Source organism: Zobellella denitrificans (genome assembly GCF_002407485.1).
GTDB lineage: Bacteria > Pseudomonadota > Gammaproteobacteria > Enterobacterales > Aeromonadaceae > Oceanimonas > Oceanimonas denitrificans.
This window is the reverse complement of sequence record NZ_CP012621.1, coordinates 2,437,569-2,458,825: the sequence shown is the minus strand read 5'-3', so window position 1 is coordinate 2,458,825 and position 21,257 is coordinate 2,437,569. Positions and strand designations below refer to the sequence as shown.

Genomic DNA, 21,257 nt, shown 5'->3' with positions numbered 1-21,257 from the left:
CGGGCTGGCAAGGCTCAGCTCGCCGAGGTGGTCTCCTCGCGGATGCCGTAATGCTGCCGGGTCAGGGTCAGCAGCAGGCTGGCGGCCGGCCCGGGCGGCGTGGCCCGCGGCAGGATCAGGTGGGTGAAGCGTTTGCGCAGGGCCAGGTCGACCATGGGCAACTGTTGCAGTTGGCCGCTGTCGACCAGGGGGCTGACCACCTCCTGCGGCAGCCAGGCGTAACCGATACCCCGGCGCAGCAACGACAGGGCGTCGTGCAGGTGGTTGATGATCCAGCGCAGCTCTGCCCGATCCCAGCCTTCCTCCTGCTCGCTGCCGTCGGCCAGCACCAGCTCCAGCTCGTGTTCCAGCTCATGGGCGCTGATCGCCGGAAAGCGGGTCAGGGGGTGGTCGGGGGCACAGACCGGCACATAGACGGTGGCGGCCAGGGGCAGGCAGGTCACGCCGGGAAAGGTACGGCAGGCAAACAGGAGGTCTGCGGCCTGTTTGGCCACCACGGCGCGGCAGCCGGCGGGTTGCGCCTCCACCAGGTGGATACGGCAGCCGCGCGAGCGGGGGGCGAACTCGGCCAGGGCCTGGTACAGCGGCCGGCGGGGCAGGGAGGCCTCCACCACGATGCGCAGTATCGGCTCCCAGCCACTGGCCAGCACGTCGGCCAGTTGCTCCAGGTTCTCCATGTCGTGGGTCAGCTTGCGGGAGCGACGCAGAAAGACCTCGCCCTCGGGGGTGAGAAAGGCCTTGCGGCCCCTTACTTCCAGCAGCGACAGCCCCAGGCTCTGCTGCAGCTTGGCCACCGCATGGTTGAGGGACGACTGGCTCTTGTTGAGCTTTTCCGCGGCCTGGGCGTAGCCGCCGCAGTCGACCACCGCCTGAAATATCCGCCACTGCTCCACCGTGCTCTTGGGACGATACATGGCTGTGTTACTTCCCTGTAGTCAAGGGGCCGTGCTGTGCGGCCCTTCTATGATGAACGACAAGATCAGTTGTAGTCGATGGAGCCCCGGCTGTCAGCCTATTGGCCGGCCTGGGGGCGGATCCGGTCCGGCTGGGCGTCGAGCGACTGGCCGGTGACCCCCTGGCTGTCGTCACCCATCAGGTACAGATAGAGCGGCATGATGTCCTGCGGGGTGCGCAGGCTGGCCGGGTCTTCGCCGGGATAGGCCCGTGCCCGCATGCCGGTGCGGGTGGCGCCCGGGTTGATGCAGTTGACCCTGACCCTGGTGTTTTCCAGCTCGTCGGCCAGCACCTGCATCATGCCCTCGGTGGCGAACTTGGAGATGGCGTAGCTGCCCCAGTAGGCCCGGCCCTGCTTGCCCACGCCGGAGCTGGTATAGACGACGGAGGCCGGGGCGCTGTCCTTCAGCAGCGGCAGCAGTGCCTGGGTCATCAGGAACTGGGACTTCACATTGACCTGCATCACCTTGTCCCACTCGTCCTCGCCGATCATCTCGAAGGGACCCAGCACCCCCAGCTGGCCCGCGTTGAACAGCACGCCGTCGAGCCGGCCGAACTGCTGGCGGATGGTCTCGGCCATGTCGAGGTAGTGCTGGCGGGTGGCGCCCTGCAGATCCAGGGGAATGATGGCCGGCTCCGGACTGCCCTGGGCCAGCAGTTCGTCGTACACCGCTTCCAGTTTCTTCACGGTCTTGCCGAGCAGGATCACGGTGGCGCCGTGGGCGCCGTAGCTGAGCGCCGCCTGGCGGCCGATGCCGTCACCGGCACCGGTCACCAGTATCACCTTGCCGGCGAGCAATTCGGGGGAGGCGTGATAGTCGAGCATCTGTCTCTTTCTCTAAGCGGAGTTCAAAGTGGCCAGATCAAACCAGACTCTGGCCCGGGATGCCAGCCTTTGGGAGTAAAAAAGCCCATTGGTGTTCCCCGCGCCGGCTCTTACAATGGGTGCCGAACTACGCCTTTGAGGAGGATCCATGCTGGAATTTATGTACGAATACGGTTTGTTCGCCGCCAAGAGCCTGACCTGGGTGCTGGCAATCGGCCTGCTGGTGGCCCTGGTGGCGGGGCTGGCGGTCCGCCAGAAGCAGGCCGGTGAGCAACTGGAGGTGGAGGATCTCGGCGAGGGACTGCGTCGGCAACAGCGGCGGCTGCAGTTGGCCACGGCCGGCGGCGACGCCGAGCGCAAGCAGCTCAAGCAGGCGTTCAGGCAACAGGCCAAGGACGAAAAAAAGACCGGCGACGACCGCCCCCGGCTCTATGTGCTGGACTTCAAGGGCAGCATGGATGCCCGTGAAGTGGACGGGCTCAGCCGGGAGATCACCGCCCTGCTGCAACTGGCCCGGTCCGGCGACGAGGTGCTGCTCCGGCTCGAGTCCGGCGGCGGCCTGGTGCACGGCTACGGCCTGGGGGCGGCCGAGCTGGCCCGGCTCAAGGCGCGCGGCATCGGGCTGACGGTGGCGGTGGACAAGGTGGCGGCCAGCGGCGGCTACATGATGGCCTGCGTGGCCGAGCGCATCATCGCCGCCCCCTTCGCTATCGTCGGCTCCATCGGGGTGGTGGCCCAGTTGCCCAACTTCAACAAGTACCTGAAGAAGAAGGACATCGATATCGAGTTGCACACCGCGGGCGAATACAAGCGCACCCTGACCCTGTTCGGGGAAAACGACGAGCACGGCCGGGCCAAGTTCCGGGAAGAGCTGGAAGTGATCCATGGCCGGTTCAAGGAATTCATCGCCCGCAACCGTCCGACCCTGGACGTGGCGCGGGTGGCCACCGGAGAGCACTGGTTGGCCAGCGACGGCCATGAACTGGGCCTGGTGGACGAGCTGTTGACCAGCAGCGACTACCTGCTGGCCCAAAGCGAGGACAAGCGCATCATCCGCCTGCACTACAAGCCCAGGCAGAGCCTGAAGGACAAGCTGGGCAAGGCGGCGGAGGCGGGAGTGAGCCGGGCGCTGATGAAGCTTTACGAAGCGGGCCAGCGGCCCTTTGGCTGACGAAAAATTAAAGAGGGCCGGTATCACACCGGCCCTCTCAATTTCTCGATCCCCGTTACTTCAGCGCTGGAAGGGGTAAACGGCGCCCAGCTTCAGTATTTGCGTCAGTTCGTCCAGGGCGGCGCGGGACTCCTGCAACAGGGCCGGGTCGCGCAGGTCGCTCAGGCTCAGGGTATCGCGGTAGTGCTTGTCCACCCACTGGTTGAGGCGGGCGAACAGGGCCTCGTTCATCAGGCAGGCCTGGTTGGTGGCGGCATGCTCCGCTTGTGTCATGGCCACCCGCAGCCGCAGGCAGGCGGGGCCGCCGCCGTTGCGCATGCTTTGCTTCACGTCCATGAAGTGCACTTCCCGGATCGGCGTACCCAGGGTTACCAGCTTGTCCAGGTAGGCCTTGACGCTCGGGGTCTCGGCACATTCGGTGGGGGCGATGATCGCCATCTGGCCGGGCTTGAGGGTCACTATCTGGGTATTGAACAGGTAGCTCTTCACCGCGTCCGCCACCGGTACCTCATCGGTGGGCACCTCGATAAAGTGCAGCTCGGTGCCGGGCAGCTTGCGGCGGATCTCTTCCAGGGCGGCGGTGTTGAGGAAAGCCTCCTGGTGATAGAACAGTACGTTCTGGTTGCCCACGGCGATGACGTCGTTGTGGAACACGCCCTGATCGATCACCGCCGGGTTCTGCTGGATAAAGATGGCGGTGTCCTCGCCCAGGCCGTGCAGCCGGGCCACGGCCCGGGACGCTTCCAGGGTCTGCCGGGCCGGGTAGCGGCGCGGGGCGGGGGCGCTCAGGTCGAAGGCGCTGCGGCCGTACACGAACAGTTCCACCCCGGCGTGGCCGTAGTCGGCGCACAGGCGGGTGTGGTTGGCGGCGCCCTCGTCACCGAAGTAGTCGTTGGCGGGCAGGGCCTGGTGGTGGCTGAAGTGGCGCTCGTCGGCGAACACCTGGCCGAGGATGCGGCCGGTCACCTCGTGCTCGATGGAGCGGTGGAACTTGTTGGTCAGGTTGGCCGGGGTGAAGTGGATACGGCCGTCGGCGGTATCGGCGCTGGGCGAGACGGTAGCGGCGTTGGCGGTCCACATGCTGGAGGCGGAGCAGCAGGCGGCCAGCAGCACCGGGTCTTCCCGGAACGCCTTTTCCAGCACCTGGGCATCGCTGCCGGTAAAGCCCAGCCGGCGCAGGGTATGGATGTCGGGGCGCTCCTGGGGCGCCAGCACGCCCTGCACCAGGCCCAGTTCGGTCAGCGCCTTCATCTTGCGCAGGCCCTGCTTGGCCGCTTCTTTCGGGCTGGACACATCCTGGGCGTTGCTCTGGGAGGCAACGTTGCCGTAAGACAGGCCGGCATAGTTGTGGGTGGGGCCGACCAGGCCGTCAAAGTTGGCTTCAAACTGTACCATTATATTGTCCTTTTAAATGGTGAAAAGGGCCAAGAAAATCCTGTTGTTGGCCATTATATGTGGATTTATTTGGAAGATGTAACCCCTTTTTAACAACAGATTTCACCTAAGTAATAACAATGCATAAAAAGCGGACGAACAGGCAGGAGAGTAAAAAAAGCGGTTGATTCCGACGGGCATGAGGGTGTTAATAAATAAATATAAATTCATTGAACTTTTTTCCGGCCCAGGCCGGGCAAGTTTGCTTTTTACGGCTTTTTCACTTATACAGCCGTCATTACCTTGCCGCCGGAACCCCCGCGGGGGCCAGACTTTAAGGATCTAAACGCGCTTTATGAGCAAATCGCTGGTTATCGTCGAATCGCCCGCCAAGGCAAAGACCATCAACAAGTACCTGGGGAAGGACTTCATCGTCAAATCCAGCGTCGGCCACGTGCGCGACCTGCCGACCGCCGGCTCCTCTTCCGCGAAAAAGACCGGTGGCCGCAAGACCGACACCAAGCAGTTGAGCGCCGATGAAAAGGAAAGGCTCAAGAAGGAAAAGGAGCATCAGGCGCTGATCGCCCGCATGGGGGTGGATCCCGAGCACGGCTGGAAGGCGGACTACCAGGTGCTGCCGGGCAAGGAAAAGGTGGTGGCCGAATTGCAGAGCCTGGCGGAAAAGGCCGACACCGTTTACCTGGCAACGGACTTGGATCGCGAGGGGGAGGCCATCGCCTGGCACCTGAAGGAGCTGATCGGCGGTGACGACAGCCGTTTCAAGCGGGTGGTGTTCAACGAAATCACCAAAAGCGCCATCCAGGAGGCCTTCAGCCACCCGTCCGATCTCAACTTGAACCGGGTCAACGCCCAGCAGGCCCGCCGCTTCCTGGATCGGGTGGTGGGCTACATGGTGTCGCCGCTGCTGTGGAAGAAGGTGGCCCGGGGCCTGTCCGCTGGCCGGGTGCAGTCGGTGGCGGTGCGGCTCATCGTGGAGAAGGAACGCGAAATCAAGGCCTTCGTACCGGAAGAATACTGGGATATCCAGGCGGCTCTGAGCAGTGCCCGACAGCTGGCGTTGACCATGATGGTGGCCAAGTACCGGGGGCAGGAGTTCCGCCCGACCAACGAGGCCCAGACCATGGCGGCGGTGGATACCCTCAAGGCCAGCCGGTTCGAGGTGGTGGCCCGGGAAGACAAGCCGACCCAGAGCAAGCCGCCGGCGCCTTTTATCACCTCCACCCTGCAGCAGGCGGCCAGTACCCGGCTCGGCTTCGGGGTCAAGCGCACCATGATGCTGGCCCAGCGGCTGTACGAGGCAGGCTACATCACCTATATGCGAACCGACTCCACCAACCTGAGCCAGGAGGCGGTGAACGGCGTACGCGACTTTATCCAGGACAGCTACGGCAAGGACTATCTGCCCGAGAGTCCCAACGTCTACGGTGCCAAGGCCAACGCCCAGGAGGCTCACGAGGCCATTCGTCCTTCGGACGTGGCCCTGAAGGCGGAGCAGCTCGACGGCATGGAGGCGGACGCCAAGCGGCTTTACGATCTCATCTGGCGCCAGTTTGTGGCCTGCCAGATGGTCCCGGCCCAGTACGACAGCAGCACCATCACGGTGCAGGCCGGCGACTACGAACTCAAGGCCCGCGGGCGCATCCTGCGCTTCGCCGGCTGGACCAAGGTGCTGACGCCCCAGAGCCGCAAGGGCGAGGATACCGAACTGCCGGCGGTGCAGGCGGGGGAGGTGCTCAACCTCGACGGGCTCGAGCCCAAGCAGCACTTCACCAAGCCCCCGGCCCGCTTCACCGAGGCGGCCCTGGTGCGGGAGCTGGAAAAACGCGGCATCGGCCGTCCCTCCACCTATGCCTCCATTATCTCCACCATTCAGGACCGGGGCTACGTCAAGGTGGAAAGCCGGCGCTTCTATGCGGAGAAGATGGGCGAAATCGTCGCCGATCGGCTGCAGGAAAGTTTCGCCGAACTGATGAACTACGATTTTACCGCCCAGATGGAAAGCAAGCTGGATGAAATCGCCGGCGGCAGCCTGAACTGGACCCAGGTACTGGACGCCTTCTATGCCGAATTCAGCGACGAGCTGGAAAAGGCCGAGCGGCCGGTGGAAGAGGGCGGCATGCGGGCCAACCAGATGGTGCTGACCGATATCGACTGTCCGGCCTGCGGTCGCAAGATGGGCATCCGCACCGCCACCACCGGGGTTTTCCTCGGCTGCTCCGGCTATGCCCTGCCGCCCAAGGAGCGCTGCAAGCAGACCATCAACCTGATCCCGGGTGACGATTTCGTGCTGGCCAACGACGACGAAGCCGAAACCGATGCCCTGCGCGCCAAGCACCGCTGCCCCAAGTGCGGCACCGCCATGGACGCCTACCTTATCGATGACAAGCGCAAGCTGCACGTGTGTGGCCAGAACCCGGACTGCGACGGCTACGAGCTGGAGCAAGGCCAGTTCAAGCTCAAGGGCTACGAAGGCCCGGTGATCGACTGCGATCGCTGCGGTGCCGAGATGCAGCTCAAGAACGGCCGTTTCGGCAAGTACATGGCCTGCACCAACGAGGCCTGCGGCAATACCCGCAAGATCCTGAAAAGCGGCGAAGTGGCGCCGCCGAAGGAAGATCCCGTGCACCTGCCGGAGCTGCCCTGCAGCCAGTCCGATGCCTACTTCGTGCTGCGTGACGGCGCCGCCGGCCTGTTCCTGGCCGCCAGCAACTTCCCCAGATCCCGGGAGACCCGGGCGCCCCTGGTGGAGGAGCTTATTCGCTTCAAGGATCGGCTGCCGCCCAAGTTTCTGTACCTGACCGAGGCGCCCACCGAGGATCCGGACGGCAACAAGGCCGTGGTGCGGTTCAGCCGCAAGAACAAGGAACAATACGTGATGACCGAGGTCAATAAAAAGGCCACCGGCTGGAGCGCTCATTATACTGATGGTAAGTGGCGGCAAAGCCAGAAAGGCAAATAACGACGGCCGTCGGCGGGCCGGGCATGATGCCCGGCGATACCATCTGCTGTAACGGCACCGTCGGGCGACCCTGGTATTGGATCGATAACAGCTGCAACCGCAGCCGTTCGCGCGGGAGCCACCAGAGGGTGGTGATAACAAGCAGTGACGGAGCAAGTACAGAGCCAATGACACAGGGACGTTAAACGCCCACAGGCTGGGCCTGTTTAGGGGGAGTGGATATGGATATTCATGACATCAGGCCGGGGATGATCTGTCATACCCCGGATGGCTCGGGTTACGTGCTGGAGGTGGACGTCAACAACCAGCTGGTGCTGCTGCAGCGGGAAGACGAAACCATCCCCTTCCAGGTGCATGTCAGCGAGTTGCTGGAAGAAACCGACTAGGCTCAACACCTTTCACTGTTCCATCAGCATCAGTATGGCGGCCAGATCCGGCCGCCACTGGTGCTCCTTCATCGACACCCTGTCTCCTTTCAGCAAGACCCCTTCCTGCAGCAGCCGTTGCCGCTGCTCGCACCAGCCGTCGCTGCCCCTGGGCAGGCTGATGCGGCCCGAGGCCGCCACCACCCGGTGCCAGGGCAGGCCGCTGGTGTCCTGGGTCCTGAGCACGCGGCCGACCAGCCGGGCCCGGCCCGGCAGACCGGCCAGATCCGCCAGCTGGCCGTAGCTGACCACCCGCCCTGGCGGCACCAGGGCGAGCAGGGTGAGTATGGCCTGCTGGCGAGGGTCCATGGTCAGGAGAAGGTGCGGGTCATGTCGTTCAGCCCCTGGGAACGCTCCAGCAACTGGCGGCCGGAGGCTTCCACCTGGGCAATCTTGTCCAGGTTGGCGGAGGAGGCTTGCGAGATCTGGTGTACATTGCGGCTGATCTCCTCGGCCACCTGCTGTTGCTGGCCGGCGGCGGCGGAAATCTGCACCGTGACTCCCACTATGTTGTCGATTTCGTCGACCACCCGGCTCAGGCTGGCGCTGCCGGCTTCGGCCGCGTTCACGCATTCCTGGCTGTGCTCCATGTTGGCATCCATCATGGAGCGCCATTTGGCCAGGGTCTGCTGGATCTGGCCGATGCTGCTCTGGATCTGCTCGGTGGCGCCATGGGTGCGGGTGGACAGGGCCCGCACTTCTTCCGCTACCACGGCAAAGCCCCGGCCGTGCTCGCCGGCCCGGGCCGCTTCGATGGCGGCGTTGAGCGCCAGCAGGTTGGTCTGATCGGCAATGCCCTGGATCTCGCTCATCAGGGTGCCGATGCGATCCGACTCCTGGGTCAGGGCGAAGGTGGCTTCGGCGGCGTGTTCGGCTTCCCGGGCCAGCTCGACGATCTTCTGCTTGGTCTGCTCCAGCTGGCGCTGGGTCAGGTGGCACTGGTGCTGGGCTTCTTCCGCGTTTTCCGCTGCTTTTTGAGTGTTCTGGGTGATCTCGGTGGCGGTGGCCGACATCTCGTCGATGGCGGCGGCGATCTGGTGGGTATCGCTGTCCTGGCGGCTAAGATCGTCCCGGGCGCCGGTCATGGCCTGCATCAGGGAGCCGGCCAGGGACTTGAGCGAACCGGTGGCGTCATCGACCCGGCCCAGTATGGTGCGGGTACGGGCCTGCCACATCTTCAGATGATAGTCGGCGATGGCATGGGGGGCGTCACCCGAGTAGACCAGCCGGGAGATGCTGTCATAGTCCCGGCCCAGGTTGTGAAAGAAATGCCGGGTGCCGAACAGTTGCCGGTGATGGCAGAGCAGCAGCCAGGCGACCGGCAACAGGGTCCACAACAACAGGCCGGCGCCGCCCTGGCTGAAGGCGCCGGTCAGCAACGCCAGGAAGCCCGCCGCCGACAGCCAGGGCATGGCCTGCTTCAGCCGCGGACGCGGAAGGCTCTTTTGCTGTTCCTGCTTCAGCAACTGGCGATAGGCCTGGCTGGCCCGGTCGCGAACCCGGTCATCGAGCTTGGTGCGTACCGACTGGTAGCCGACGATCTTGCCCTGCTGGTAGATGGGAGTGACGTAGGCGTCCACCCAGTAGTAGCGGCCGTCCTTGCAGCGGTTCTTGACCGCGCCCCGCCAGGCCTGGCCGGCCTTGATATGCTCCCACAAATCCTGGAAGGCCGCCCTGGGCATGTCCGGGTGGCGGACGATGTTGTGATTCTGGCCGACCAGCTCCTCGGGGTGGTAACCGGCTACCCGGCAAAAGATATCGTTGGCATAGGTAATGACACCGCGCAGATCGGTGGTGGAAACCAGTTGTTCCTGGTCGCTGTAGGTGACTTCCTCATCGATAATGTGCTGGTTTCTGCTGTTCATCTGGTTATTGGTTTCTGTTATTTATCTGGTGTACTTGTTATCGGCACCCGCCCGGCAAACTTGAGCGGGGCCAGGCCCGGGGCACTACTATACGTGACCAAACGCGGAATTCACCCCGGGTCCTCCGCTTATGTGACCGATATTTAAATAACTGATCCTAATAGTGCTACATCGACCGGGCCCCGCACGCAGACACGCCGTGAACCCATCCTTGGGGGGGCCGCCGCGCCATTCCTGGCGCGGAGGGGCTGCTTAACGGAACCCTGTCGCTGCCAGTAGTGATCTACCATCTGGAACAGTTATTTAACATTGGTTGCAAGGTACTCAGTCCGCCGCCAGGGCCTGGCCCTCCCGCCTGGGATCGGCGCCGGCGGTGATGCGCCCCGGCTGCAGCAGTATGCCGTGCAGGCCGGAGTTGAGTTCGGTCAGCCGGGTGCCGAAGCCGAGCCGTTCCAGCTCCGGCTGCAGCGCCTGGTTGCGCCCACCCGGCTCCAGCTCCAGTACCGAACCCCGGTGCAGGATGTGGGGCTGGTGCAGCGCTTCCCGGATATCCATGCCCCAGTCCAGCACATTGATCAGGGCATGCAGCACGTAACCGATAATGCTGCTGCCGCCGGGGGAGCCGATCACCAGCAGCGGTTTCTCCCGGTAAAACACCAGGGTGGGGGCCATGGAGGAGCGGGGGCGCTTGCCCGGTTCCAGCCGATTGGCCACCGGCACCCCGTCCAGCTCCGGGCGGAAGGAAAAGTCGGTCAGTTCGTTGTTGAGCAAAAAGCCCTGCACCATGAGCCGGGAGCCGAAGCCGTGCTCTATGGTGGAGGTCATCGCCAGGGCGTTGCCCTCCTTGTCGACGATGCTGATATGGGTGGTGGCGGCGAATTCGGGGGAACTGTCCGGGGCCAGGTGGCCGAGCCGGGCCAGGGGGACGCCGGGCGAGACCTGTTCCAGGGCCTGGGAGCGCTCGCCAATCAGGGCGGCGCGTCCGGCCAGGTAGTCGGGGGCGAGCAGTCCCTCGGTCGGCACCGGCACGAAATCGGCGTCGGCCACATAGAGGTTGCGGTCGGCGAAGGCCAGGCGCGAGGCATCGGCTATCCAGCGCCAGCCTTGGGGAGAGTTGGGGCCTAGCGAGGCCAACTCCAGGTGGGAAAGGATTCCCAGTATCTGCCCCAGGGCCAGGGTGCCGGAGCTGGGCGGGCCCATGCCGCAGACCTGGTATTGCCGGTAGGGGGCGCAGAGGGCCGGACGCTCCTTCACCCGGTAGCCGGCGAGATCCTCCAGGCTGAGGTGGCCCGGTGGATTGGCCTGGCGAACCTTGTCCACCATGGCGGCGGCGATTTTTCCCTGGTAGAAGGCCGAGGGGCCTTCGAGGCTGAGCCGGGTCAGCAGGGCCGCCAGCAGGGGGTTGGTCTTGGTGCTGCCGGCTTGCAGCGGGCGGCCGGTGTCGTCGAAAAAATAGGCGCGGGCGTCGGGATCCCGTGTCAGCTGCGCCTTGTCCTCCGCCACCAGCCGGGCCAGGCGCGGCGACACGGTGAAGCCGTTGAGGGCCAGGGTGATGGCCGGGGCGAACAGCTCCCGCCAGGGCAGGCGGCCAAAACGCTGGTGGGCCTGCCACATCAGCATCACGGTGCCGGGCGTGCCCACCGAGCGGCCGCCGACCACCGCATCGAGAAAGTCGAGCGGCTGGCCCTGTCCGTCCAGGAAGAGATCGGCCGGGGCGGCGAAGGGGGCGGTTTCCCGTCCGTCCAGGGTGATCAGGCGGCCCGGCTCCTGCTGCCAGTATACCAGGAAGGCGCCGCCACCCAGTCCCGAGGACTGGGGCTCGACCAGGGCCAGCACCATCTGGGCGGCCACCATGGCGTCCACCGCGGTGCCACCCCGGCGCAGCATGTCCCGGGCGGCCTGGCTGGCATAGGGATTGGCGGTGACCACCATGGCCTTGTCGGCCCGGACCAGGGGGGTGGTGCGCCAGCCGGTGGCGGTTTCCGGGGGCGGGGTGTCGGCGAAGGCGAGCGGCACGAGCAGCAACAGGATAAGCAGCAGGGGCATGGGCGGACTCCGTGAACGGGGATGCCAGCAAGCTTAGCCGCCTTTGGCGTGCGTCGCCAAAGGCGGGGGCTGACAAAAAAACACCCAACTCGCTGAAAATTAAAGCAAATGAGTTGGTCGAGAGAAAAATGGCTTGTATTGTCCGTCCGCCTGCCTATAATGCGCATCCATCGGCCGCAGCGCGGCCCCATGCACAAGTTAGAAGTTTTAAGCGGGAATAGCTCAGTTGGTAGAGCACAACCTTGCCAAGGTTGGGGTCGCGAGTTCGAGTCTCGTTTCCCGCTCCAAATTCTGCAATGGCGCGTTAGCAAAGCGGTTATGCAGCGGATTGCAAATCCGTTTAGAGCGGTTCGACTCCGCTACGCGCCTCCATATTTACGCCCTTGACTCCCCCGGTTTTCCTGAATCACTACCCCTGGCTGTCCAGCCACTCCCTGTCTACCCTGATATACCAGTCTCCGTTACCGCTCCGGTAGTTCTGCCTGCTGGCCAGTCGTTCACAATGTCGGCCTCCGGTCAGCCAGCCCAGTTTCTGCTGGGGCTCGAATGACGGATCCGGCAGCTCCGTTCCCCACTGCCCCCGCTCGCCCTGTTCGCACAGGAACAGCCGGCAACTGCGCGGGTAGTACAGTCGTCCCTTGAGGATCAGGCGGTGGTTGTTCGGCATCAGCCCCAGCCGGTGCAGGCGCTCGCCGACTTGCGGGTGCTGGCTGAGCCGCAACTGGTGATGGAGCATATGCTCCAGTTTGTGTCGCAGCCTGTCGCGGGGATTGACCCCCCGGGCATCGCCGCAGGCGGTGCCGGGATTGGTGATCAGGTAGAATTTGACCGCCACCTCCCAGTGCTCGATGCGCTGCAACTGCTTGTCCCATACGATAAAATCAAAAGCCCCCAGGGTGGTGCCGGCCACCACCTGCTGCCAGTCGTAGGCCAGCAGCTGGAAGCGGTCGTGATCCAGCAGGAAGAAGCGCCAGAGCGCCTCGAAATACTGGCCCAGGCGCCGGTAGGGACGGCAGTGGGCATGCAGTATTCCGGGGGCGGCGTCCAGCGCGAGCAGCCGTGACTGGTACTGACCCAGCAGCGTCCGATACCAGTCGTTGCCGGGGGCCAGGGGAGTGGCGGCCAGCAGGTTGGGACTGGCCAGGGCCCAGGCCAGATCCCGCACCACGGGGTCGCGCAGGCGGGCCAGCAAGCGGGGAAGGGAATCGCCCATAAGGGGTACCTTTTGTTTTACAATGAGCCAAACTCACGCCATGGAGCCAGCATGAACAACCTGGAACTCGAACGGCTGCTGGATCGGCAGCTCAATGCACAAGCTATCAAGGATTATTGCCCGAACGGCCTGCAAGTGGAAGGCAAAAGCGAGGTGCGTCGTGTGGTGACCGGAGTGACCGCCAGCCAGGCGCTGGTGGACCGGGCGGTGGCGATGGGCGCGGATGCACTGCTGGTGCATCACGGCTATTTCTGGAAGGGTGAAAACGAACAGATCAGGGGCATGAAGCGGCGGCGGCTCAAGGCGCTGCTCGGCCATGACATCAACCTCTATGCCTACCACCTTCCCCTCGACATCGCGCCCGGTCTTGGCAACAACGCCCAGCTGGCGGCCCTGCTGGGTATCCGGCAAACCGGCCCGCTGGAGCCGGATAATGCCCTCTCGGTATCGATGCGAGGCGAACTGGACGCACCGCTCAGCGGGGATCAACTGGCCGAACGGCTGCGACAGCGGCTGGGCCGCCCTGTGCTGCATGTGGGCGAGGCGGGGCCGGCGCTTATCCGTAGGGTCGGCTACTGTACCGGCGGCGGACAGGGTTTTATCGAGCTGGCGGCGGAGCAGGGCATGGACGCCTTTATCAGCGGCGAGGTATCGGAGCAGACGGTGCACGTGGCGCGGGAACTGGGGCTGCACTTCTTCGCGGCCGGTCATCATGCCACCGAGCGTTACGGCATCAAGGCGTTGGGGGAGTGGCTGGCGGCGGAGCACGGGCTCGAGGTCAGTTTTGTGGACATCGACAACCCTGCCTGAGCCCATAAAAAAAAAGACCAGGGTACATGAATACCCTGGTTTCGCAGCAGCCACACAGGCATAAACTGTCGTCGTTCCTAACAACAAAATGAGCAGTGGGTGAGGTGACAAATGAGTCACACTGGATGTTGAGTTCATGTTAACATGAAGTTAATTTGCTGCAAGTATTTTTTCGGGTTCGGCATAAAAAAGACCAACCGGACGGTATCGAGGTGAGAGAACAAAGATGGTAGATGAAAGACTGAATGTCTTGTTGGTAGAGGATACGCCCTCGCTGGCGGCGCTGTACCAGGCCTATTTGCAGGATGAGCCCCTGTCGCTGACGGTCGTCACCACTGGCCGGCAGGCACTGGAACATATCCGGCAGCAGCCACCGGACATTCTGTTGCTCGATCTGATCCTGCCGGACATGCCCGGCATGGAAATCCTGCAGTGGCTGCACCGGGAGCACCCGGAAGTCACCACCATAGTGATGACCGCCCATGGCTCGGTCGATGTGGCGGTGGATGCCATGCGCCTGGGTGCTCACGATTTTATCAACAAGCCGGTGGAAGCGGAGCGGCTCAAGGTGACGCTGCACAACACCATGAAGTTCCGTCACCTCAACCAGTTGGTGGACCGGTTCCGGCACGAGATGGAGCAGAAGCGCTTCCAGGGTTTTATCGGTGAAAGCCTGCCCATGCAGAAGGTATACCGGCTGATCGAGAACGCCGCCCCCAGCAGCGCCACCGTCTTTATCACCGGCGAAAGCGGCACCGGCAAGGAAGTTTGCGCCGAGGCCATCCACCAGCTGAGCGGCCGGGCCGAAGGCCCCTTCATTGCCCTCAACTGTGCCGCCATCCCCAAGGATCTGATGGAGAGCGAGTTGTTCGGTCACATCAAGGGCGCCTTCACCGGCGCCCTGCAGGACAGGGACGGCGCCGTGATCCGGGCCGACGGCGGCACCCTCTTCATGGACGAGATCTGCGAGATGGATCTGGAACTGCAGAGCAAGCTGCTGCGCTTTCTGCAGACCGGGCTTATCCAGCCGGTGGGCAGCTCCCGCCAGATCAAGGTGGACGTGCGTATCGTCTGCGCCACCAACCGGGATCCCCTGGTTGAGGTGGAGCAAGGGCGCTTCCGGGAGGATCTTTATTACCGCCTGCACGTGATCCCGGTGCACCTGCCGCCATTGCGGGAGCGGGGGGCGGACGTGATCAGCATCGCCACCGCCCTGGTGCGCCAGGCCTCGCGGGAAGAGGGCAAGTCCTTCGTGGGCCTGTCCGAGGAAACCAAGGACAGACTGCAGGGCTACCACTGGCCGGGCAACGTGCGCCAGTTGCAGAACGTCATCCGCAACGCCGTGGTGCTGCATCAGGGGGAATGGATAGAGCTGGACATGCTGCCAGCCCCCCTCGACAAGCCGCTGCACCAGGAGCTTCCCACCCACCGGAACTCCGACCCGGCTGCGGCCCCGGTCATTCCCCTGGCCACCCTGGAACGACAGGCCATCGAGCGCGCCATCCGTCACTGCCAGGGCAATGTGTCCCGGGCCGCGGCCTTGCTGGAGGTCAGTCCCTCGACCATCTACCGCAAGCTGCAAAGCTGGGGGAAAGGCGAATGAGCGACTGGTTGCGGCTACAGGCCAGGTTGCCGTTGCTCGACGAGCATCAGCTAGGACGGCTGGAGCGGGAGCTGGGTGCGGAGACCCTGCTCCGGCTGCTGGCGCTGTTCGTGGAGGATGCCCGGGAGCAGGGGCGGGCGCTGGAGCAGGCCTTCGAGGCCCGGGACCATGGCGCCATGGCCCGCCATTGCCACAGCCTGAAGTCGGCCTGTGGCAGTTATGGGGCCCTGCGTTGCCAGTTTCTGGGCGAGAAGCTGGAGCTGTCCTGCCGGGAGCGGAATGAAGCCCGGGTGGCCGAGCAGATGGGGGCCTGGCGACAGGCGCTGGAAGCGACCCTGGATGAACTGGCAGCCCGGCTCGGTGATTGACAGGCAAAAAAAATGGTCAACCCAAAGGGTTGACCGAACTTCAGCGGGAGCTGAAGAGAGCACGGGATAAAAACGACTGATAATATATATGAAATTATCGTGCCAACTTTTAAGATCCCCGTCCCATCAGGCTTTCCGATTCAATTGAGTGTTTTTCAGGCGATGCATAATGCAAATAATTGCAATGTGAAGCTTATTGCTTTTGCAATTTGCTACTGTTGGGTTCCCTGCCATTCAGGTAGATAAGCGCCGCCTCCAGCCGCGACTGCACATCCAGCTTGCGCATCAGCGCCTTCATGTGCACCTTGACCGTGCCCTCGGCGATATTGAGGCTGTCGGCGATCTGCTTGTTGCTGAAGCCTTCCGCCAGCAGGGCCAGGATCTGCCGCTCCCGGTAGGTCAGGTTGGCCAGTTGCTCCGCCGCCCCCTGGCGGGTGTTCTCCAGCAGTTTCTCGCTGACCGGCCGCTCGCCCAGCAGGGCCTGTTGCAGGGCCGGGATCAGCGACTCGGGCTCGATGTCCTTCAGCAGATAGCCGTCGGCGCCGAGATCGAGCAGGCGGCGGGCGTCTTCCTGGCTGTCGGATACGGTCAGGATCACCACCTTGCCCTGGTAGCCCTGTTGCCTCAGCGCCAGCAGCACTTCCGATCCCTGCTCCTCGCCCAGGTTCAGGTCGAGCAGGATCAGATCAGGATTGATTTGGGCGGCCAGGCGCCGGGCCTCGGCCCCGTTGTCGGCCTCGGCCACCACCTCGAAGGGGCCGGCGGCGGTGATCCAGGTCTTGATCCCCTTGCGCATCAGCGGATGGTCATCGACCAGTAACAGGGTGGCGGTGTGAGCTTGAGTCATGGGTCAGTTACTTCTATGAATGGGAGTATCGGTATGGTAATCGATCACCAGCATATGCAAAGCCCGGTGAGAGGGCAATAATAGTGGTATTTCATAAGTCATTTTACCTCGATCACAGATTTTTCTTGATCTGAAGCTATGTTTTTCCCTATGGTGATAGGTGAGAATAGAGTGACGTTGACAAACTCCGAGTCGGGTGGACCTAAGTTGGCCAAGGCCAATAGGGTTGCCAGACCGTTCAGCCACCGGCTGTAAGGGTAGGGAGAGAAATGTCCCTGCCTCCCGTATTGGAAAGGTGTTTATGTTTGAATTACAGGATGCGTTCGCACGCAAGTTCCATTATTTGCGGCTGTCGGTCACCGACGTCTGCAACTTCAGGTGTCAGTACTGCCTGCCCGACGGCTATAAGCCCGATGGCCGCAAGTCCTTCCTGACCCTCGACGAAATCCGCCGCCTGACCCGGGCCTTCGCCGCCATGGGCACCAACAAGGTGCGCATCACCGGGGGCGAGCCTTCCCTGCGCAAGGATTTCACCGCCATCATCGAGACCGTGGCCGCCACGCCGGGGATCCGCAAGGTGGCCACCACCACCAACGGCTACCGTATGGCACGCCAGGTGGCCGACTGGCGCCGTGCCGGCCTGTCCGCCATCAATGTCAGCGTCGACAGCCTGGACTCGCGCATGTTCCACCAGATCACCGGCGAGAATCGCTTCCAGGAGGTAATGGCCGGCATCGATGCCGCCTTTGCCGCCGGCTTCGAGCAGGTCAAGGTCAATACGGTGCTGATGCGCGGCCTGAATGACGGCGAGCTGGGGCGTTTCCTGGCCTGGATCAAGGACAATCCCATCCAGTTGCGCTTTATCGAGCTGATGCAGACCGGCGAGATGGACGAGTTGTTCAGCCGCCACCATGTACGCGGCGCCCTGATCAAGGAGCAGTTGCTGCATGCCGGCTGGCAGCAGAAGGTGCGGGCCCACAACGACGGCCCGGCCGAGGTGTTCTGGCACCCGGACTATGTGGGCGAAATCGGCCTCATCATGCCCTACGCCAAGGACTTCTGTGCCAGCTGCAACCGGCTGCGGGTGTCTTCGGTCGGCAAGCTGCACCTGTGTCTGTTCGGTGAACAGGGGGTGGAGCTTAGGGATCTGCTGGCCGAGGACGGCCACCAGGCGGCGCTGCAACTGCGTCTGCGCCAGGCCCTGGCCGACAAGAAGGCCACCCATTTCCTGCATCAGGGGCAGACCGGCATGACCCCTCATCTGGCCTCCATCGGCGGCTGAGACGCCTCTTTTTTGTTCCCGGCTTTACGCGTCCGGAGTGATCCGGGGCGTAAAGCCCCGTGCCCGCTTGATCTGGATCAACGTACCCTCCTTTGTACCCACTAGGTGGTATTCCTCCCCCCGTGCCCCGACCAATACCATGTAACCATTAAGGGATAATCTTGGGATCATCCCCGTTTTTAACGTCTATGCTACACAAAAAACCAATGGCAGAGCAGGGAACCATGACATCCGAACCGGACTTATCGCGCCGACGCTGGCTCAAGGGCGGCCTGGCCCCGACCAGGCCGGAAAACACCTTGCCCTGGGCGAAGGACTGGCCGAGCTTTACCGACGGCTGCACCCGATGCGGCGACTGCCAGCGGGCCTGCCCGGAGCGGATCATCATCGCGGGCGACGGCGGCTTTCCGGTGCTGGACTTCGGCCGGGGCGAATGCACCTTCTGCGGCCGCTGCGCCGATGCTTGCCCCGAGCCGCTCTTCGCTCCCCGTCAGGAAGCGCCCTGGCACCAGTTGGCCGAGTTCGGCCCCGCCTGCCTGGCCATTGGGGGAGTGCACTGCCGCAGCTGCGAAGACAGCTGCGAGCCACAGGCCATCCGTTTCCGGCCGCAATTGGGCGCCGTCGCCCGTCCGGAGCTGGATGCCGAGCGTTGCACCGGCTGTGGCGCCTGTGTCGCCGGCTGCCCGGCGGGCGCCATCAAGATCTTGAGTCAGGAGCAAGCATGAGCAAAGCGAATGAATGGCACGTCGCCAGCCTGGTGGTTTATTGCCGGCCCGAATTGATGGGACCGGCACAGGAAGCCATCAGCGCCATGGACGGGGTGGAAGTGCCGGTGTCGGGAGAGCAGGGAAAACTGGTGGTGGCGATCGAAGGCCCCACCCAGAAATCGGTGGTCAGCCGTATCGATCAGATAGCGCTGTTGGAGGGCATCTTGTCCACCACCCTTATTTATCATGAATTTGCTGAACTGGAAGCAGGTGAGGAGCAACAATGAAGCTGAGTCGTCGCGCCTTTATGAAGGCCAATGCGGTCGCCGCCGCCGCCGCCGCCGCCGGGCTGGCCGTGCCGGCCGGTGCCACCAATCTGATCACCAGCCGGGATCAAACCGCCATCAAGTGGGACAAGGCCCCCTGCCGCTTCTGCGGTACCGGCTGCTCGGTGCTGGTGGGCTCCCAGGATGGCCGTGTGGTGGCCACCCAGGGGGATCCGGATGCGCCGGTCAACAAGGGCCTGAACTGCATCAAGGGTTATTTCCTGTCGAAAATCATGTATGGCAAGGACCGGCTGACCACGCCGCTGCTGCGTATGAAGAACGGCAAGTACGACAAGAACGGGGATTTTACGCCGATCAGCTGGGATCAGGCGTTCGACATCATGGCCGAGAAGTGGAAGGCCACCCTCAAGGAGAAGGGGCCCGACGGCATCGGCATGTTCGGCTCCGGCCAGTGGACCATCATGGAAGGCTACGCCGCCGCCAAGCTGTACAAGGCCGGTTTCCGCTCCAACAACCTGGATCCCAACGCTCGCCACTGCATGGCCTCGGCCGTGGTCGGTTTCATGCGCACCTTCGGCATGGACGAGCCCATGGGGTGCTATGACGACATCGAAGCCACCGACGCCTTCGTGCTGTGGGGCTCCAACATGGCGGAGATGCACCCCATTCTCTGGTCTCGGCTGACCGACCGCCGCCTGAGTGCACCCCATGTGCAGGTGCATGTACTGTCCACCTTCGAGCACCGCAGCTTCGAACTGGCGGACAACGGCATGGTGTTCCATCCCCAGACCGATCTGGCCATCCTCAACTACATCGCTCACTACATCATCGAAAACGGCTATGTAAACCAGGACTTTATCGAGAAGCACGTCAATTTCGTCAAGGGCGAAACCGACATCGGCTATGGCCTGCGGCCGACCCACCCGCTGCAACAGGCGGCGGCGAACCCGGACTCCGGCGCCTCCACCCCCATCAGCTTCGAGGAATTCGCCAGCTTTGTGGCCGACTACGACGTGGAGACCGTTTCCAAGATCTCCGGCGTGCCCGCCGACAAGCTGGAAGCGCTGGCCCAGGCCTATGCCGACCCCTACATCAAGGTGGTGTCCTTCTGGACCATGGGTTTCAACCAGCATACCCGGGGTACCTGGGCCAACAACATGGTCTACAACATCCACCTGCTGACCGGCAAGATCTCCGAGCCGGGCAACAGCCCCTTCTCGCTCACCGGCCAGCCCTCGGCCTGCGGCACCGCCCGGGAAGTGGGCACCTTCGCCCACCGGCTGCCGGCGGACATGGTGGTGACCAACGCCGAGCACCGCGCCTACTCCGAGAAGATCTGGAAGCTGCCCGACGGCACCATCAACCCCCAGGTGGGCTACCACGCCGTGTTGCAGAACCGCATGCTCAAGGACGGCAAGCTCAACGCCTACTGGGTGATGTGTAACAACAACATGCAGGCCGCCCCCAACATGAACGAGGAGGGGCTGCCCGGCTACCGCAACCCGGCCAACTTCATCGTGGTGTCCGACCCTTACCCCACGGTCACCGCCCAGGCGGCGGATCTGGTGCTGCCCACCGCCATGTGGGTGGAGAAGGAGGGCGGCTACGGCAATGCCGAGCGCCGCACCCAGGTGTGGTACCAGCAGGTGAAGTCTCCCGAGGGAGCCAAATCGGATCTGTGGCAGCTGATGGAGTTCTCCAAGCGCTTCACCATGGAAGAGGTCTGGCCCGAGGAACTGCTGGCCAAGGCGCCCGAATACCGGGGCAAGACCCTGTATGAGGTGCTCTACCGCAATGGCCAGGTGGACCAGTATCCGGCCGAGGACTGCAAGAACGAGCTTAACGACGAGCGGGATCACTTCGGCTTCTACGTGCAGAAGGGCCTGTTCGAGGAGTATGCCAAGTTCGGCCGGGGCAAGGCCCACGATCTGGCGCCTTATGATGTCTACCACCAGGCCCGGGGCCTGCGCTGGCCGGTGGTGGATGGCCAGGAAACCCTGTGGCGTTACCGGGAAGGCTACGACCCTTACGTGGAGAAGGGGACAGGGGTGCAGTTCTACGGCCACAAGGACAACAAGGCGGTGATCTTCGCCCTGCCGTACGAGCCGGCGGCCGAGGTGCCGGACGCGGAATACAACCTCTGGCTGTCCACCGGGCGGGTGCTGGAACACTGGCACTCCGGCTCCATGACCCGGCGGGTGCCCGAGCTGCACCGTTCCTATCCCGACGCCCAGGTATTCATGCATCCGGATGACGCCCGGGAGCGGGGCCTGCGCCGGGGCGACGAGGTGGTGATCGCCTCCCGCCGGGGCGAGATGAAGAGCCGGGTGGAAACCCGCGGCCGCAACCGCCCGCCCAAGGGGCTGGTGTTCGTGCCCTGGTTCGACGAGAACCAGCTGATCAACCGCCTGACCCTGGACGCCACCTGCCCGCTCTCGAAAGAGACCGACTTCAAGAAGTGCGCGGTCAAGGTGATGAAGGCGTAAGGGCTCAAGGGGG

General features: G+C 63.6%; 18 protein-coding genes, 2 tRNA genes and 1 riboswitch. Of the genes, 12 read left to right on the top strand and 8 right to left on the bottom strand.

Going from position 1 to position 21,257, the window contains the following annotated elements:
* Window positions 1–14 precede the first annotated feature (14 nt).
* A complete protein-coding gene (locus AN401_RS11625) occupies window positions 15–914 on the bottom strand; it encodes a LysR family transcriptional regulator (RefSeq protein ID WP_094038644.1) in 900 nt (299 codons plus the stop codon).
* Between the two features lie 98 nt (window positions 915–1,012).
* Window positions 1,013–1,780: a YciK family oxidoreductase gene (locus tag AN401_RS11620; protein ID WP_094038643.1), complete on the bottom strand. Its 768-nt coding sequence runs from the start codon at window positions 1,778–1,780 to the stop codon at window positions 1,013–1,015.
* Window positions 1,781–1,931: 151 nt separating this feature from the next.
* Here AN401_RS11620 and sohB point away from each other — a divergent pair, with 151 nt between their 5' ends.
* Complete coding sequence (sohB, locus tag AN401_RS11615; protein ID WP_176441997.1) at window positions 1,932–2,951, top strand: protease SohB; 1,020 nt, start codon at window positions 1,932–1,934, stop codon at window positions 2,949–2,951.
* 60 nt (window positions 2,952–3,011) lie between these two features.
* Here sohB and astB read toward each other — a convergent pair whose 3' ends face one another.
* Window positions 3,012–4,346: an N-succinylarginine dihydrolase gene (gene astB / locus AN401_RS11610; protein ID WP_096779451.1), complete on the bottom strand. Its 1,335-nt coding sequence runs from the start codon at window positions 4,344–4,346 to the stop codon at window positions 3,012–3,014.
* A 334-nt stretch (window positions 4,347–4,680) separates the two neighbouring features.
* Between astB and topA the strand changes: the two genes are divergently transcribed.
* Together topA and AN401_RS20020 are read left to right on the top strand one after the other, a co-directional pair.
* The gene (topA, locus tag AN401_RS11605; protein WP_096779450.1) at window positions 4,681–7,305 is read left to right on the top strand and encodes a type I DNA topoisomerase; all 2,625 of its coding nucleotides are present in this window, start codon (window positions 4,681–4,683) and stop codon (window positions 7,303–7,305) included.
* A 221-nt stretch (window positions 7,306–7,526) separates the two neighbouring features.
* Window positions 7,527–7,691 carry a hypothetical protein gene (locus AN401_RS20020; protein ID WP_176441995.1) on the top strand — a complete coding sequence of 55 codons (165 nt, stop codon included), beginning with the start codon at window positions 7,527–7,529 and terminating at the stop codon, window positions 7,689–7,691.
* A gap of 12 nt (window positions 7,692–7,703) precedes the next feature.
* Here AN401_RS20020 and AN401_RS11600 read toward each other — a convergent pair whose 3' ends face one another.
* From AN401_RS11600 to ggt, 3 genes are all read right to left on the bottom strand, one after another.
* Entirely contained in the window at window positions 7,704–8,039 is a 336-nt protein-coding gene (locus AN401_RS11600) for an MGMT family protein (RefSeq protein WP_094038639.1), read from the bottom strand.
* 2 nt (window positions 8,040–8,041) lie between these two features.
* Window positions 8,042–9,595 carry a methyl-accepting chemotaxis protein gene (locus AN401_RS11595; RefSeq protein WP_096779449.1) on the bottom strand — a complete coding sequence of 518 codons (1,554 nt, stop codon included), beginning with the start codon at window positions 9,593–9,595 and terminating at the stop codon, window positions 8,042–8,044.
* A gap of 324 nt (window positions 9,596–9,919) precedes the next feature.
* On the bottom strand, window positions 9,920–11,641 hold the full coding sequence (ggt, locus tag AN401_RS11590) for a gamma-glutamyltransferase (RefSeq protein WP_096779448.1): 1,722 nt from the start codon (window positions 11,639–11,641) through the stop codon (window positions 9,920–9,922).
* Window positions 11,642–11,852: 211 nt separating this feature from the next.
* On the opposite strand from ggt, the gene AN401_RS11585 reads away from it, so the two are divergent.
* Window positions 11,853–11,928, top strand: a tRNA-Gly gene (locus AN401_RS11585).
* An 11-nt stretch (window positions 11,929–11,939) separates the two neighbouring features.
* A tRNA-Cys gene (locus AN401_RS11580) sits at window positions 11,940–12,013 on the top strand.
* A 37-nt stretch (window positions 12,014–12,050) separates the two neighbouring features.
* Here AN401_RS11580 and AN401_RS11575 read toward each other — a convergent pair.
* Complete coding sequence (locus AN401_RS11575) at window positions 12,051–12,854, bottom strand: DUF1853 family protein (RefSeq protein WP_096779447.1); 804 nt, start codon at window positions 12,852–12,854, stop codon at window positions 12,051–12,053.
* Between the two features lie 51 nt (window positions 12,855–12,905).
* Between AN401_RS11575 and AN401_RS11570 the strand changes: the two genes are divergently transcribed.
* The 3 genes from AN401_RS11570 to AN401_RS11560 all read left to right on the top strand — a co-directional run bounded on the left by AN401_RS11570 (window position 12,906) and on the right by AN401_RS11560 (window position 15,635).
* Window positions 12,906–13,664, top strand: coding sequence for a Nif3-like dinuclear metal center hexameric protein (locus tag AN401_RS11570; RefSeq protein ID WP_094038635.1), 759 nt, complete (start codon window positions 12,906–12,908; stop codon window positions 13,662–13,664).
* Window positions 13,665–13,890: 226 nt separating this feature from the next.
* Complete coding sequence (locus AN401_RS11565; protein ID WP_094038634.1) at window positions 13,891–15,267, top strand: sigma-54-dependent transcriptional regulator; 1,377 nt, start codon at window positions 13,891–13,893, stop codon at window positions 15,265–15,267.
* On the top strand, window positions 15,264–15,635 hold the full coding sequence (locus tag AN401_RS11560) for an Hpt domain-containing protein (RefSeq protein ID WP_094038633.1): 372 nt from the start codon (window positions 15,264–15,266) through the stop codon (window positions 15,633–15,635). Before AN401_RS11565 ends, AN401_RS11560 begins: the two co-directional genes overlap by 4 nt.
* A gap of 193 nt (window positions 15,636–15,828) precedes the next feature.
* On the opposite strand, the gene AN401_RS11555 is transcribed toward AN401_RS11560, so the two are convergent.
* Window positions 15,829–16,482 carry a response regulator gene (locus tag AN401_RS11555; RefSeq protein WP_094038632.1) on the bottom strand — a complete coding sequence of 218 codons (654 nt, stop codon included), beginning with the start codon at window positions 16,480–16,482 and terminating at the stop codon, window positions 15,829–15,831.
* Window positions 16,483–16,655: 173 nt separating this feature from the next.
* A riboswitch (molybdenum cofactor riboswitch) is annotated at window positions 16,656–16,796 on the top strand.
* Here AN401_RS11555 and moaA point away from each other — a divergent pair.
* From moaA to napA, 4 genes are all read left to right on the top strand, one after another.
* A complete protein-coding gene (moaA, locus tag AN401_RS11550) occupies window positions 16,784–17,764 on the top strand; it encodes a GTP 3',8-cyclase MoaA (protein WP_094038631.1) in 981 nt (326 codons plus the stop codon). Its footprint overlaps the riboswitch before it by 13 nt.
* Before the next feature lie 224 nt (window positions 17,765–17,988).
* Window positions 17,989–18,489, top strand: coding sequence for a ferredoxin-type protein NapF (gene napF / locus AN401_RS11545; RefSeq protein ID WP_094038630.1), 501 nt, complete (start codon window positions 17,989–17,991; stop codon window positions 18,487–18,489).
* Window positions 18,486–18,758 carry a chaperone NapD gene (locus AN401_RS11540; protein WP_096779446.1) on the top strand — a complete coding sequence of 91 codons (273 nt, stop codon included), beginning with the start codon at window positions 18,486–18,488 and terminating at the stop codon, window positions 18,756–18,758. Before napF ends, AN401_RS11540 begins: the two co-directional genes overlap by 4 nt.
* Window positions 18,755–21,244 carry a nitrate reductase catalytic subunit NapA gene (gene napA, locus AN401_RS11535; protein ID WP_096779445.1) on the top strand — a complete coding sequence of 830 codons (2,490 nt, stop codon included), beginning with the start codon at window positions 18,755–18,757 and terminating at the stop codon, window positions 21,242–21,244. The genes AN401_RS11540 and napA overlap by 4 nt, the downstream gene beginning before the upstream one ends.
* The last annotated feature ends 13 nt before the right edge of the window (window positions 21,245–21,257 follow it).

Coding starts and splice junctions, on each gene's coding strand:
- AN401_RS11560 (WP_094038633.1), top strand. CDS start 15,264: ATGAGCGACTGGTTGCGGCTACAGGCCAGGTTGCCGTTGCTCGACGAG.
- AN401_RS20020 (WP_176441995.1), top strand. CDS start 7,527: ATGGATATTCATGACATCAGGCCGGGGATGATCTGTCATACCCCGGAT.
- AN401_RS11540 (WP_096779446.1), top strand. CDS start 18,486: ATGAGCAAAGCGAATGAATGGCACGTCGCCAGCCTGGTGGTTTATTGC.
- AN401_RS11575 (WP_096779447.1), bottom strand. CDS start 12,854: ATGGGCGATTCCCTTCCCCGCTTGCTGGCCCGCCTGCGCGACCCCGTG.
- AN401_RS11600 (WP_094038639.1), bottom strand. CDS start 8,039: ATGGACCCTCGCCAGCAGGCCATACTCACCCTGCTCGCCCTGGTGCCG.
- napA (WP_096779445.1), top strand. CDS start 18,755: ATGAAGCTGAGTCGTCGCGCCTTTATGAAGGCCAATGCGGTCGCCGCC.
- moaA (WP_094038631.1), top strand. CDS start 16,784: ATGTTTGAATTACAGGATGCGTTCGCACGCAAGTTCCATTATTTGCGG.
- AN401_RS11620 (WP_094038643.1), bottom strand. CDS start 1,780: ATGCTCGACTATCACGCCTCCCCCGAATTGCTCGCCGGCAAGGTGATA.
- topA (WP_096779450.1), top strand. CDS start 4,681: ATGAGCAAATCGCTGGTTATCGTCGAATCGCCCGCCAAGGCAAAGACC.
- AN401_RS11625 (WP_094038644.1), bottom strand. CDS start 914: ATGTATCGTCCCAAGAGCACGGTGGAGCAGTGGCGGATATTTCAGGCG.
- napF (WP_094038630.1), top strand. CDS start 17,989: ATGACATCCGAACCGGACTTATCGCGCCGACGCTGGCTCAAGGGCGGC.
- AN401_RS11555 (WP_094038632.1), bottom strand. CDS start 16,482: ATGACTCAAGCTCACACCGCCACCCTGTTACTGGTCGATGACCATCCG.
- AN401_RS11565 (WP_094038634.1), top strand. CDS start 13,891: ATGGTAGATGAAAGACTGAATGTCTTGTTGGTAGAGGATACGCCCTCG.
- AN401_RS11570 (WP_094038635.1), top strand. CDS start 12,906: ATGAACAACCTGGAACTCGAACGGCTGCTGGATCGGCAGCTCAATGCA.
- ggt (WP_096779448.1), bottom strand. CDS start 11,641: ATGCCCCTGCTGCTTATCCTGTTGCTGCTCGTGCCGCTCGCCTTCGCC.
- AN401_RS11595 (WP_096779449.1), bottom strand. CDS start 9,595: ATGAACAGCAGAAACCAGCACATTATCGATGAGGAAGTCACCTACAGC.
- astB (WP_096779451.1), bottom strand. CDS start 4,346: ATGGTACAGTTTGAAGCCAACTTTGACGGCCTGGTCGGCCCCACCCAC.